At 39.4% G+C, this 13,641-nt stretch carries 13 protein-coding genes; all 13 read left to right on the top strand.

All coding sequences use genetic code 11. The features are described from left to right. Positions 1–744: 744 nt before the first annotated feature. The 13 genes from AC23ME_RS18330 (at position 745) to traJ (ending at position 13,632) form a co-directional block, all read left to right on the top strand. Positions 745–1,512, top strand: coding sequence for a ParA family protein (locus tag AC23ME_RS18330; RefSeq protein ID WP_487729202.1), 768 nt, complete (start codon positions 745–747; stop codon positions 1,510–1,512). Between the two features lie 4 nt (positions 1,513–1,516). Continuing rightward, positions 1,517–1,966: a DUF3408 domain-containing protein gene (locus AC23ME_RS18335; RefSeq protein WP_487729203.1), complete on the top strand. Its 450-nt coding sequence runs from the start codon at positions 1,517–1,519 to the stop codon at positions 1,964–1,966. A gap of 11 nt (positions 1,967–1,977) precedes the next feature. Further along, complete coding sequence (locus AC23ME_RS18340; protein WP_487729204.1) at positions 1,978–2,613, top strand: conjugal transfer protein TraD; 636 nt, start codon at positions 1,978–1,980, stop codon at positions 2,611–2,613. A gap of 140 nt (positions 2,614–2,753) precedes the next feature. Next, entirely contained in the window at positions 2,754–2,957 is a 204-nt protein-coding gene (locus tag AC23ME_RS18345; RefSeq protein WP_487729205.1) for a helix-turn-helix transcriptional regulator, read from the top strand. Positions 2,958–3,044: 87 nt separating this feature from the next. Beyond that, a complete protein-coding gene (locus AC23ME_RS18350) occupies positions 3,045–4,790 on the top strand; it encodes a restriction endonuclease subunit S (protein ID WP_487729206.1) in 1,746 nt (581 codons plus the stop codon). Next, a complete protein-coding gene (locus AC23ME_RS18355) occupies positions 4,787–6,382 on the top strand; it encodes an AAA family ATPase (RefSeq protein WP_487729207.1) in 1,596 nt (531 codons plus the stop codon). The genes AC23ME_RS18350 and AC23ME_RS18355 overlap by 4 nt, the downstream gene beginning before the upstream one ends. Continuing rightward, the gene (locus tag AC23ME_RS18360; protein WP_487729208.1) at positions 6,366–7,157 is read left to right on the top strand and encodes an HNH endonuclease family protein; all 792 of its coding nucleotides are present in this window, start codon (positions 6,366–6,368) and stop codon (positions 7,155–7,157) included. Before AC23ME_RS18355 ends, AC23ME_RS18360 begins: the two co-directional genes overlap by 17 nt. 12 nt (positions 7,158–7,169) lie before the next feature. Continuing rightward, a complete protein-coding gene (locus AC23ME_RS18365; RefSeq protein ID WP_487729209.1) occupies positions 7,170–8,630 on the top strand; it encodes a class I SAM-dependent DNA methyltransferase in 1,461 nt (486 codons plus the stop codon). Between the two features lie 196 nt (positions 8,631–8,826). Continuing rightward, positions 8,827–9,132, top strand: a complete 306-nt coding sequence (locus AC23ME_RS18370) for a DUF4134 domain-containing protein (protein WP_099365192.1) — start codon at positions 8,827–8,829, stop codon at positions 9,130–9,132. An 11-nt stretch (positions 9,133–9,143) separates the two neighbouring features. Beyond that, positions 9,144–9,473 carry a DUF4133 domain-containing protein gene (locus tag AC23ME_RS18375; protein WP_002978492.1) on the top strand — a complete coding sequence of 110 codons (330 nt, stop codon included), beginning with the start codon at positions 9,144–9,146 and terminating at the stop codon, positions 9,471–9,473. Continuing rightward, positions 9,470–11,974, top strand: a complete 2,505-nt coding sequence (locus tag AC23ME_RS18380) for a TraG family conjugative transposon ATPase (protein ID WP_487729210.1) — start codon at positions 9,470–9,472, stop codon at positions 11,972–11,974. The genes AC23ME_RS18375 and AC23ME_RS18380 overlap by 4 nt, the downstream gene beginning before the upstream one ends. Before the next feature lie 27 nt (positions 11,975–12,001). Continuing rightward, complete coding sequence (locus AC23ME_RS18385) at positions 12,002–12,634, top strand: DUF4141 domain-containing protein (RefSeq protein ID WP_002978496.1); 633 nt, start codon at positions 12,002–12,004, stop codon at positions 12,632–12,634. A gap of 2 nt (positions 12,635–12,636) precedes the next feature. Next, positions 12,637–13,632, top strand: coding sequence for a conjugative transposon protein TraJ (gene traJ / locus AC23ME_RS18390; protein ID WP_002978499.1), 996 nt, complete (start codon positions 12,637–12,639; stop codon positions 13,630–13,632). Positions 13,633–13,641 lie beyond the last annotated feature (9 nt).

The following is a 13,641-nucleotide window of genomic DNA, read 5'->3' on the forward strand; positions in this document are numbered from 1 at the left end:
ATTTTAAAATCATACAAAACCCTGACTTCGGAAGGTGTTTTCTGCCCCCAGCAGGGCAAGTTGTTTTGAGGCACTAAACTCAGTTTCGAGTGCCTCAAAACACAACTTGCCGTGTTCCGGTGAACACAAAAATCCGCCCTGCGGGACGGATTGTATGTAACAGGGAAAAACGGCTCGATGTCGTTCCCGTTACCTCCTGATATGTCAAAAGACTTTTGCATAAATCCGTTAATAAAAATCACAATACAAAGTAAAGCCTTGTTTATGATTGCGTTGCACTGTACCACAGTGCCAAATGCTGCCTCTGACCGCCAAACACTGCCACTGATATACAACCGAATGAATTTGATGAGTTCTTTGCCCTTGAATGTCGGCAGGCAGGCAGCCCGTACTTCAGGACGAGCAGACGGCATACATTCAAGATGACAGGTTATTCTGCCTGCAAGACTGCAAGATTTCAGGAATGCAAGAAAGCAAGAGCGCAGGAATGACGGAAAGTGTGACAGCCTGCTATCAGACAATCACGTTTGCGTGACGGATGGAATGACGGACGGAACGAATGCAAGAACGCAATCCCGCCTGATACGATGCAGGGCTGCTGTACGGCAGGGAAGCAGGCAATCAGCAATTCCCGCAGGCAAGCCTGATGGCTATCCTGCAATAAAGACAGCACGAAATCAGGACTGCACGGCTGAAAGCCTGCAAGCTTGAAAACAGTAAGATGTAAACTTTAAATTTTAAAATATGGACACAAAAAAGAAACCGCTGTTTGTCGCCTTTTCTTCTCAAAAAGGTGGCGTTGGCAAAAGCACATTTACTACACTTGTTGCCAGTACGATGCACTATCGTTTGGGCTACAACGTAGCCGTATTTGATGCGGATTTTCCGCAGCACAGCCTGATGAAAATGAAAACCCGTGATTTGGCAATGGTAATGGAAAACGAGGCTTTGAAAAAACTGGCGTATAAGCAGTTTACCACCATCAACAAAAAAGCCTATCCCATTATCCAGCACAAAGCGGATAGCGTACTCGATGCGGCGCACGAATTTGTAAACACTTCTCCCGTTCCGGTTGATGTGCTATTCTTCGACCTGCCCGGAACCGTGAACACGCCCGGCATACTGAAAGCACTGGCAGGTATGCACCACATCTTTACGCCCATTACGGCAGACCGTGTGGTAATGGAAAGTACGCTCATCTTCACGCAGCTTTTACAGGATGTGATTATGAAAAAGGGCATAACTTCCATACAGACCATTAACCTGTTTTGGAACCAGGTGGACGGCAGGGAAAGCACACCCTTATATGACGTTTACAATCAGCTTATCGGACAACTGGGGTTAAGCCTGATGCAAAGTCAAATCAAGAACAGCACCCGTTTTCGCAAGGAAAGCGAAGCGGACAGCAAAACGGTTTTCCGTTCTACCGTAATGCCACCCGATGAGCGTTTGATGAAAGCCTGCCAGTTAGACCTTTTCATCAGCGAATTTTTAAACATCATTCTATTGTAGTGCTATGGAAAAAGACAATAAAAGAAAAGTCACGCCGGACATTAATGAGGAAATGATGATGAACCTGATGGTGGACGGCGTAAAAAAGGACGGTTTACAATTACCGCCCAAACCTGCCGAAGAGCAGGAAAAGGAAGGGGTAAAAGATGAGTTAAAGCAGGATGAATTACCACAAAGCAAACCCGCACAACGGGAAAGGAACCGTACTAAGAAAAACCTTGATGGAAGCTATGGCGAACATTTTTTAAAAACCCACTCAATGACAAAGCGGGGGGATAAAAGCATTTACATCCGGCAGGAATACCACGAACGTTTATCACGTATTGTACAGGTAATCGGTAAAGATGCCATACCCCTGTATGCATATCTCGATAACGTACTGGAGCATCATTTTGAACAATTTGAAAAAGCCATTACCGATGATTTCAACGAAAAGTTTAAACCCATTTTTTAAAATACCTGATTATGGAAATAATAATTGTGATTTGTCTGCTCATTGTAATTGTCCTGCTTTTACAGGATAAGATTGTCATTCATAAAAGTTCGGAGCAAAAGCCCGCACAGGAAAAAGTTAACCCGAACCTGCCCGATATTATGGGGCAGCCCAAGCCAGTAAGAAGCCTTTCATTGCCAAATACTGCCAATGAAAGCCAAATAATGGAACCGGAGATAACCCCTGATAATTTAGACATCGAATACGACGAAAACGAAAACGTCAGCATTCAAATTCCGCAGGAAGAACTGGACGAAGTTTTCAGCAATATGCCTGATTTGGAAGAAGAGGAAGAAGAATGGAACAGGTACGGAATATCCGGTGGCGATAACGGTTTTGCCCAAGGGGTTACCTATGACGAACTAAGCTCCGTAGGGGCATTGCTCCAAAAAGAAAATTTGGAACAACCTCAAAAGGAAACAGCGGTAGCCATAGTTCAGAAATTACAGGGAACCGAATTATTCAGCTTACTGGAAAATTCCATAGAGGGTGCTTCCCGAAAAATTGCCAAGCTTTTGGATAGCACACTTTCATCTGAAAGCGACGACGGTTCTTCCACCTTGCGGAAAAGTGATTTGGGTGATTTTGACATTGGAGAGTTTGTATAAGCAAACTCTCTTGTTCTCTATTATAAATCCTTCTTAATCTAACAATATTAGTTATCTACCCTAACTAAATGTCTCAATACACTTTGTTTATGTTATCAATAATACTAAATTCGCATTTCATGCGAATTAAATAGCGTCAAATGAAAATCAATAGACTTAAAGTTGTATTGACAGAACAATCCAAAACCAGTAGATGGCTGGCTAAAGAACTCGGCAAAAGTGCAAGTACAGTATCTCGCTGGTGTACCAATGAAGTACAACCTTCAGTAGAAACTTTAGCAGAAATTGCTGATCTATTGAAAATAGACATTAAAGAGTTACTGAATTCAAGTAGGAATAATTAATGAATGGTATCGCTGAGAACTGGATCGCATACGATATAGACGAAGCATACAAATTTGCAAAAAGCAAATCTTTTGAAAAAGATTTAAATGAAAGAAAAACAAGAAAAATATAGTTTACCTGAAGATTGGGTTTGGCATGAATTAGAAAACATTTGTTATAAAATAACAGATGGATCACATAATCCGCCTCCTAAGCAGGAAGTGGGGATTGCAATGCTTAGTGCAAGAAATATAGAAAATTATAGTATAAATTTTGATAAAGATGTTAGATACATAAGTGAAGATGCGTATAAAAATGAGATGCAACGAACTAATGTACACAAAGGTGATGTATTGTTGACAATTGTAGGTACGATTGGTAGAGTTGCTATGGTTGAGCAAACCCAAAAAATTGCAATACAAAGGAGTGTTGCATTGCTTAAACCCATCATAATTTCGGGTAAATATTTAATGTACTACCTCTCTTCTCCTTTTTGTCAAAAACTACTTACTGACAATGCAACTGGTACAGCTCAAAAAGGCATTTATCTTACTACGTTAAAGAGAATTACAATACCCTTACCACCAATAGAGGAACAAGAAAGGATCGTCTTAAAAATTGAAGAGATATTAAGTAGTTTAGAAAAAAGTAAAGAGCAATTAGCAAGTTCATTAAAACAGTTAACCTATTATAAGCAATCAATTTTAAAACAAGCTTCTGATGGAACGTTAACTAAAGAATGGAGAAAGAATCAAAATGATTTAAAAACACCTCTACAAATTGTAAAAGAGATAAATGTTTATAAAGAGGAACGGTATAAAAAAGAATTAAAAGATTTTGAAGCAGGGAAAAATAAAATAAAGCCAAGAAAACCTAAAAATATACAAATTTCATCAGACGCTGAAGCATTAGCAAAATTGAAATTACCTAAAGGATGGTCATATATTCAATTAAAAGATGTTTGTCAAACCGTAGAACGTGTCCGTTTAAAAGAAAGGGAAAGTGTTGATAAGTTTATTTATCTAGACATTGGGGGTATTAATAACAGTAAGAATGTAATTGAAACCTATAAAGAGTATCAATGGAAAGATGCTCCCTCAAGAGCTCAGCATATTATTGAAGTAAATGACATCCTGTTTTCCACTGTAAGAACTTATTTGAAAAATATTGCCATGATTGAAGAAGAAAAATTCAATCACCAGATAGCAAGTTCAGGTTTTGCGGTAATAAGAGTCTTTGACAACTTTATAAACCCAAAGTATATCTTTAAATATATTACATCGGACAACTTTATTCAGCCGTTAAATGAATTACAATCAGGCTCTTCGTACCCCGCTGTTAGAGCTAGTGATGTACTTGACCAGTTTATTCCAATTTGCTCTATAGAGGAGCAAAATGCTATTACTGAAGAACTAGATAGACAGTTTTCAATTATTAGTCACTTTGAAGGTACAATAGAAAAAAATCTTCGAAATATAGAATTGCTTACACAAAGTGTTCTTCGGAAAGGTTTTGAGGGAAAATTATCAGAACAAGATTCTAATGATGAATCAGTAAGAATGCTAATTAAACGTATTAGAGTGGAAAAAGAAGAATATTTAGTGAAAGAAAAAGAAAATAGGAATAATTCGATTAAAATTAAAACTATGCCTGAAAAATCCAAGTCAATTCTCGAAATATTAAATGAGACTACAGAACCGATATCTTCAAAACAACTTTGGCTATCCTCTGATAAAATAGATGATATTGAACAGTTCTATGCTGAGCTAAAAAAACATATCGAATCAGGAGATATTATTGAATTGCCGAGAAAAGGTAAAGAATCATTTTTAAAATTAGCTGAGAAATCATGAGAATAGATCAGGTTTACATAGAAGATTATAAGAACCTAAAACAGTTCTCAATTAATCTTGATGAAAACAAGATGAAAACTGTCTTACTCGGGCAAAATGCTTCGGGAAAATCAAATTTCATTGAAGCTTTAATCTTAATTTTCAAATATCTTGATTTAAGTACTGATACAAAAAGATTATCACCACGTTTTGAGTATAATATTGTTTACAAGATACAGAGTGATATAATCAATGTGACCTTTCGAAAAGGAAATTATGTGATTCTGGTAAATGATGAAAAGCAAACGTTTAAGTCTTTCTTTTCCCATGAAGCTAAAGCAAAATATCAACCTAAATATGTATTTACCTACTACTCTGGATTAAGCAATAAATTGAAAGAACTTTTTTGGGATCACCAAAATAATTTCTATAACAAGATAATCGGTGAAGATTTTAAAGATACTGAACTTGATTCTTTAAGAAAGCTTTTCTACGTTCAATTAGTTCATTCCTATTTTGTTTTGCTTGCCTATTTCACTCATGAGGAAGAAGAAAGTTTAAAATTCTTAAATGAGGTATTGAATATTGAAGATATTGAATCTATTCTTTTTGTCCTTAAAATGCCCAAATGGGCGGAAAGTAGGATTAAAAACAATCCAGATGATATTTTTTGGACGGCAAAAGGATTGGTTAGGCCATTCTTAGAAAAACTTTGGGAATTATCTCTTGCTCCAATATATAATGATGAGAAAATAAAAACTGATTTTGCTGAAACAGAAGATCAAAAAAGACTCTATTTGTTTTTAAAAGGGAAAGATAAATTGCAAGAGTTAGCCCAAACTTATACGAATAATACAGCCCTTTTCAAGGCATTAGAAAGTACATACATTTCAAAACTAATTGCGGAAGTTAGGATAAAAGTACAGAAGAAAAATGTTGATGGTAGTATTACATTTAAGGAATTAAGCGAGGGAGAGCAGCAATTGTTAACCGTACTGGGATTGCTGAAATTTACAAAAGATGAGGACTCATTAATTTTACTCGACGAACCAGATACACATCTTAATCCTATTTGGAAATGGAGATATTTGGAGTTTTTAGATAAGGTGGTTGATCGTCCTGCAAGCACTCAAATTATACTTAATACGCATGATCCTTTGGTAATAGGAAATCTAACTAAAGAAGAAGTTCGATTATTCAGAACGGCGTCCGATGGTCAAATTACAGTGGAAGAACCAGAGGTAGATCCAAGAGGACTTGGTGTTGAAGGAATATTAACAAGTGAATTTTTTGGATTACCAACAACAATAGATGATTTTACTCAAGAAAAGTTAGATAAGAGAAATGAGTTGCTTGTAAAACAGCAAGAGAAGGCACTTTCAGAGCAAGAGCAAGAGGAGCTACGAGTACTCTTTATTGAGTTAGAAGACTTAGGCTTTGGAAATACATTTAGAGATCCATTATACCAAAAATTTATCGTAGCCTACAAAAATCGTATAAAAGAACATGGAAAGAATAGCTTCACAAAAGAGGAGTTAGATAAACAAAATGCTTTAGCTATGGAAATACTTGAAGAACTTTCAAAAGAAGAAAAAAATGATTCACATAGATAGAACTGGATTTGAACCAGATATTGAATGGATAAATAAGGCAGATAACTTAACGCAACAACTTATCACTGCTCCGGATGCGCTAACGAGAAACCAGATTATAGATGACAATCAGGTTGTTTGGGGGGAGTTAAAAGATTTTTTATTATCTATATCACATGAAAAGTGCTGGTATTCTGAATCAAAAGATAAATATAATCACTTACATGTGGATCATTTCAGACCAAAAAAAATAGCACTGGGAATTGACAAAAAAGATAAAGGAGGATACTGGTGGTTGGCATTTGCCTGGTCTAATTATAGAGTTTGTGGAGGTGCTGGAAATGTAAGGAAACGAGACAAATTCGCAGTGAGAAGTCATAAGTCTAATAACCCAGATACTCCAATTGAAGATGAGTTGGCCTATTTTTTAGACCCTTGTGAAGAAGAGGATGTTCTAAAAATCACATTTAATCCTAAAGGAGAAGTCACTCCAATTAAAACATCTGGTTGGGATTTTGAGAGAGCTGATTATACGATAAAAAGTCTGAATTTGAATTTTAAAAAATTAAAAGAGGCTCGACAAGATATTTGGGTTAAAGTTTCAACACTTGTTTCAGAAACTCAAAATTTGATGGATTTAAATGATGCAAATCCGAGTGTATTAAGAAGAGGGCAAATAAAAGAAAAATTAAAACAATTAAAAGATTTAGTACAAAAAACTGCAGAGTTTTCAGCAACTGTCAAAGCTTGCTTAGATAGTATGGGATTGCCATGGGCATCTAAAATTGCAGCATAAAAAACAAAGAGTATGTCAACATCCAATATAGCACAAAAAATCTGGTCGTACTGTGATACCCTCCGTGATGATGGTTTAGGGTATAACGACTATTTGGAACAATTAACTTATTTGCTGTTTCTAAAAATGGCAGACGAAAACAAGAATAAGTATAATTTACCCGATATCTGCAATTGGAAAGCATTGGTTTCTAATTCAGGTGGGACACTTTTAGAACAATATGAACAAATATTAAAAACACTAGCAGAGTCAGGGGGAATGCTTGAAAAGATATTTGCAAGTGCTCAAAATAAAATTCATGATTCTGTAAAGCTGAAAAGATTACTTCAGCTTATTGATGAGGACAACTGGTCTTCAACAGATTCTGATGTCAAAGGGGAGATTTATGAAACCTTACTACAGAAAAATGCAGAAAATAGTGGTGCTGGTCAGTATTTTACTCCAAGAGCTGTGATACAAGCAATGGTAGAGTGTATCAATCCGATATTGGGTGAAACCATTGCAGATCCATCATGCGGTACAGGAGGGTTCTTCTTAGGAGCATTAAATCATATTTGGGAGAATAACAATCTCACAGAAGATCAAGAAAAATTCTTAAAGTTTGACACATTTCATGGCTGGGAAATCGAAAAAGCTACTGCAAGATTATGCTTAATGAATTTGTATTTGCATGGTATTGGAGATTTGCAAAAGACCCCAGACATACAAGTGTCTGATAGCCTGAATCCTCATAAAGTGGATAAGCAAGTTCCTAAAGTAAAAATTGTATTAGCGAATCCACCGTTTGGAAAAAGCAGTAGTGATATACCAACTACAGATGAAAACCAAGCAAAAAAAGATGGATATTTCTTACGCAAAGATTTTTGGATTACTACGAGTAATAAACAATTAGCGTTTTTACAACATATAGTATCTATGTTAGAAGAAGATGGAAGAGCCGCAGTAGTACTTCCTGATAATGTTTTATTTGAGGGTGGTGCTGGTGAAATCATTCGTAAAAAACTGCTTAAAGAAACAAATTTACACACGATTTTAAGATTGCCTACTGGTATATTTTATGCGCAAGGAGTGAAGTCAAACGTTCTGTTTTTCGAGAAAAATAAGCATTCTGGAGAAATAGGAACAAAAGAAATTTGGTTTTATGATTACCGTACAAATATTCATCATACACCTAAGAATAATCCGATTACTTTTAGGAACTTAACTGATTTTATCAACAATTATAAAATAAGTTCTATGAATGAACGAGAAGAATCTTGGTCTATTGATAATCCTGATGGTCGTTGGCGAAAATATTCTTATGAAGAGATTATTGAGAGAGATAAGACAAATTTGGATGTTTTCTGGCTTAAAGATGATAATCTAATTGATTTGGACAATCTTCCTGATCCAGAAGTATTGATTGAGGATATAATTGAAAATATCGAAAGTGCCTTAGTTAACTTTAGAACAATTAAGGAATCTTTGAATTAAACACACTTCAATAAATTTTAGTAAATGAGGCTGTTTCTAGAAATAGAAATAGCCTCATTTCGTTTTACGAAGCCACTCACCGCCAAACAATTCCACTGACTGCCACTTTGTTATAACGCCCTGATTTCTGAAACACCTTTGTCCCGAAAGCTCGCAAGGTGCGGGATAAACAGTAACAAATTAATGTGTTTCAATTATGGAAAAACAGAGAAAAAAAGTTTTGCTGACAGCCGTGGCAATGCTGTCAGGAATTGGTGCGTTCGCACAGGGAAACGGCTCGGCAGGTATCAACGAGGCCACCCAAATGGTAACCTCTTATTTCGACCCCGCAACGCAATTAATCTACGCCATCGGTGCGGTAGTCGGGTTAATCGGGGGCGTTAAGGTGTACAACAAATTCAGTTCCGGCGACCCCGACACGAGCAAGACCGCAGCTTCGTGGTTTGGTGCGTGTATCTTCTTGATTGTTGCCGCTACTATCCTGCGTTCATTCTTCCTTTAATCCTTTGCCTTATGAATTACAACATCAACAAAGGCATCGGTAGAACGGTGGAATTTAAAGGGCTGAAAGCACAGTACCTCTTCATTTTCGCAGGCGGGCTGCTCGGTACGCTTATCCTCGTGATGATACTGTATATGGCAGGCGTAAACTCCTACATCTGCCTGTTCCTCGGAGCAGGCGGAGCTTCGCTTATTGTATGGCAGACCTTTTCACTTAACAGGAAGTACGGCGAACACGGGCTGATGAAAATTGCAGCCAATAAACGGCATCCCCGCTATATCATCTGCCGCAAGCCTGTACACCGCTATCTGAAATTCACTCCTAAACAGAATGCCGTATGAGAAATGTATCTAAAACAACAACGCTGGAAAACAAATTTCCTTTGTTGGCAGTAGAAAACAATTGCATCCTTTCCAAAGATGCAGATATTACCGCCTGTTTTGAGGTACGTTTACCTGAACTGTTCACGGTAGCTTCTGCGGAATATGAAGCAATACATTCCGCCTGGCACAAGGCTATTAAAACCCTCCCTGATTTTACGGTCATTCACAAACAGGATTGGTACATCAAGGAAAACTACGATCCCGATTTGGCAAAAGAAGACCAAAGTTTTTTGGCTAAATCCTACCAGCGCCATTTTAACGAGCGACCATTTCTAAACCACTATTGCTACCTGTTCCTTACCAAGACTACCAAGGAAAGAATGCGTATGCAAAGCAACTTCAGCTCGCTTTGCAAAGGTTCATTGATACCAAAGGAAATCAGGAACAAGGAAACAATACACAGCTTTATGGAAGCGGTGGCACAGTTTGAGCGTATCGTGAATGATAGCGGTTTTGTGAGCCTGAAACGTCTGACCGAAGATGAGATTATCGGAACGGACGATACACAGGGATTATTGGAGCAATACCTCACGTTATCGAGGGGAGCAGGAACACCAATGCAGGACATCGCACTCGGAAACGAAGAGGTGCGCATCGGAAACAAAAGATTGAGCCTGCATACGCTTTCAGATACGAACGACCTGCCCGGAACGGTATCGGCTAATACCCGTTTTGAAAAGCTGTCCACCGACCGTAGCGACTGCCGTCTGTCATTCGCCGCACCTGTGGGTTTACTGTTAAGCTGTAACCACATTTACAACCAGTACATTTTTTTGGATAACAGCGAAGACAACCTGCAAAAGTTTGAGAAGTCCGCAAGGAATATGCACTCACTGGCAAGGTATAGCCGTGCCAACCAAATCAACAAAGAGTGGATAGAAAAGTACCTGAACGAAGCCCACAGCTTCGGGTTGTCCTCAATCCGTGCGCACTTCAACATTATGGCGTGGTCGGAAGACCCTGCGGAACTGAAACAGCTAAAGAATGATTGCGGTAGTGCATTGGCACTTATGGAATGTAAGCCACGCCACAACACAACGGACGTAGCGACCTTGTACTGGGCAGGAATGCCGGGCAATGCGGGCGACTTCCCCAGTGAGGAAAGTTTTTACACATTCATTGAGCCTGCATTGTGCTTCTTTACGGAAGAAACCAACTACCACAATTCGCCCTCGCCGTTCGGTATCAAGATGGCTGACAGGCTTACTGGAAAACCTATCCATTTGGATATTTCCGACCTGCCTATGAAACGGGGTATCATCACGAACCGGAACAAGTTCATACTTGGTCCGTCGGGTTCGGGTAAGTCGTTCTTCACTAACCATATGGTACGCCAGTATTACGAACAGGGCGCACACGTACTGCTCGTAGATACGGGTAACTCTTATCAGGGCTTATGCGAACTCATCAAAGGAAAGACCAAAGGCGAAGACGGTGTTTACTTCACATATACCGAAGATAACCCGATTGCCTTTAACCCTTTCTATACCGATGATGGCGTATTCGACATTGAGAAGCGGGAAAGTATCAAAACCCTGATACTGACCTTATGGAAACGTGATGATGAGCCGCCAACCCGTTCTGAAGAAGTTGCCCTGTCCAATGCGGTAAGCGGTTATATCGAACGTATCAAAACGGAAGATGTGTACTCCTCATTCAACGGTTTCTATGAGTATGTAAAAGGCGACTACCGCAAGGTACTGGAGGAAAAGCAGGTAAGGGAAAAAGACTTTGACATTGCCAACTTCCTGAACGTACTCGAACCTTATTACAAAGGAGGGGAATACGATTACCTGTTGAACTCCGACAAACAGTTAGACCTGCTTTCTAAACGCTTTATCGTGTTTGAGATTGATGCGATTAAAGACCACAAAATCCTCTTTCCCATTGTGACCATCATCATTATGGAGGTGTTTATCAACAAAATGCGCCGATTGAAAGGTATTCGCAAGCTCATCCTGATTGAAGAGGCTTGGAAAGCGATTGCCAAAGAGGGAATGGCGGAATACATCAAGTACCTGTTTAAAACTGTCCGCAAATTCTTCGGAGAAGCAATTGTCGTAACGCAAGAGGTCGATGATATTATCCAATCGCCTATTGTGAAAGAAAGTATCATCAACAATTCCGACTGTAAAATCCTGCTTGACCAACGCAAGTATATGAACAAGTTCGATGATATACAGGCGATGCTCGGACTTACGGACAAAGAGAAAGGGCAGGTACTTTCCATCAATATGAACAACGATGCAAGCCGACTGTACAAAGAGGTTTGGATTGGCTTAGGTGGTACGCACTCGGCAGTCTATGCCACTGAAGTTAGTTTGGAGGAATACCTCGCTTACACAACCGAAGAAACCGAAAAAATGGAAGTAATGCAGCTTGCTTCCGAACTGGACGGTAATGTAGAACTCGCCATTAAGCATATCGCAATGCAAAGGCGGGACAAAGTAAATCAATAGTCATTAACATTTTAAAATTCAGAAACAATGAAAAAAGTATTGTATCTGGTGTGTACGGCATTAATGCTCGCCGTAGCACCGTCAGCAAAAGCCCAGTTTGTAGTTACTGACCCTGCAAACCTGGCTTCAGGAATTATCAACTCTGCGAACGAAATCATACAGACTTCTTCGACCGTGAGCAATGTGATAAAGAACTTCAACGAAGTGAAGAAAGTGTACGACCAGGGTAAGGAATATTATGACAAGCTGAAAGCTATCAACAATCTTGTGAAAGATGCCCGTAAGGTGCAACAAACGGTATTGTTGGTGGGCGATGTGTCCGAAATGTACGTGCAAAATTTTGGTAAAATGATGAACGACCCAAATTTCACACCGCAGGAATTGGTCGCTATCGGTAATGGCTATTCGGCACTGCTCAATGAAAGTACCGAACTGCTGAAAGAATTGAAGCAGATTATAACCTCATCAAGCCTTTCGCTGAATGACAAAGAGCGTATGGATATTATCGACAGAGTGTACAAAGAGGTAAAGGATTACCACAGCCTTGTACGCTACTACACCAATAAGAACATTTCTGTAAGCTACCTAAGAGCGAAAAAGAAAAACGATGCCCAAAGAGTGCTTCAACTCTACGGAACTGCTAACCAAAAATACTGGTAAAAATGGAATGGGATAATCTTCACGAACTCCTGCGTTCGCTTTATGACGATATGATGCCGCTTGCAGGCGATATGGCGGCAGTAGCTAAGGGTTTGGCGGGATTGGGAGCATTGTTCTATGTGGCATTAAAGGTTTGGCAGGCTTTAAGCCGTGCCGAACCTATTGATATGTTCCCTTTGCTGCGCCCGTTCGCTTTAGGGCTTTGTATTATGTTCTTCCCGACCATCGTACTGGGAACCATCAATGCGGTACTTAGCCCGGTGGTAGTAGGAACCCACCAAATACTGGAAGACCAGGTGCTTGACCTGAACAAACTGCAACAGCAGAAAGACCAGTTGGAATATGAGGCAATGGTCAGGAACCCCGAAACCGCCTATATGGTATCAGACGAAGAGTTTGATAAAAAACTGGACGAACTGGGTTGGTCGCCCTCTGACATTGGAACAATGGCGGGTATGTATATGGACAGGCAAGCCTATAAGATTGAAAAAGCCATAAAGGATTGGTTTCGTAATCTATTGGAAATTCTCTTTCAGGCGGCGGCTTTGGTCATTGATACCATACGAACGTTTTTCCTGATAGTCCTCTCCATACTCGGACCAATAGCCTTTGCTATTTCCGTGTGGGACGGCTTTCAGTCCACGCTCTCGCAATGGCTCACGAGGTACGTCAGCGTTTACCTATGGCTTCCCGTTTCGGATTTGTTCAGCTCAATGTTGGCAAGAATACAATCCCTCATTTTAGAACGGGATATAGCAATGCTTGCCGACCCTACCTATATACCTGATACAAGCAATACCGTGTACATCATCTTTATGATTATCGGCATCATCGGGTACTTCACTATCCCGACAGTAACAGGTTGGGTAATCCAAGCCGGAGGCGCAGGAAACTTTACCCGCAATGTAAACTCCACAGCAATGAAAGCCGGAAACATCGCCGGAGCAGGCGCAGGTTCAACAGTTGGAAACATCGGCGGTAAACTGATGAATAAATAATCATTAATC

Source organism: Pedobacter sp. T50_32 (genome assembly GCF_057652195.1).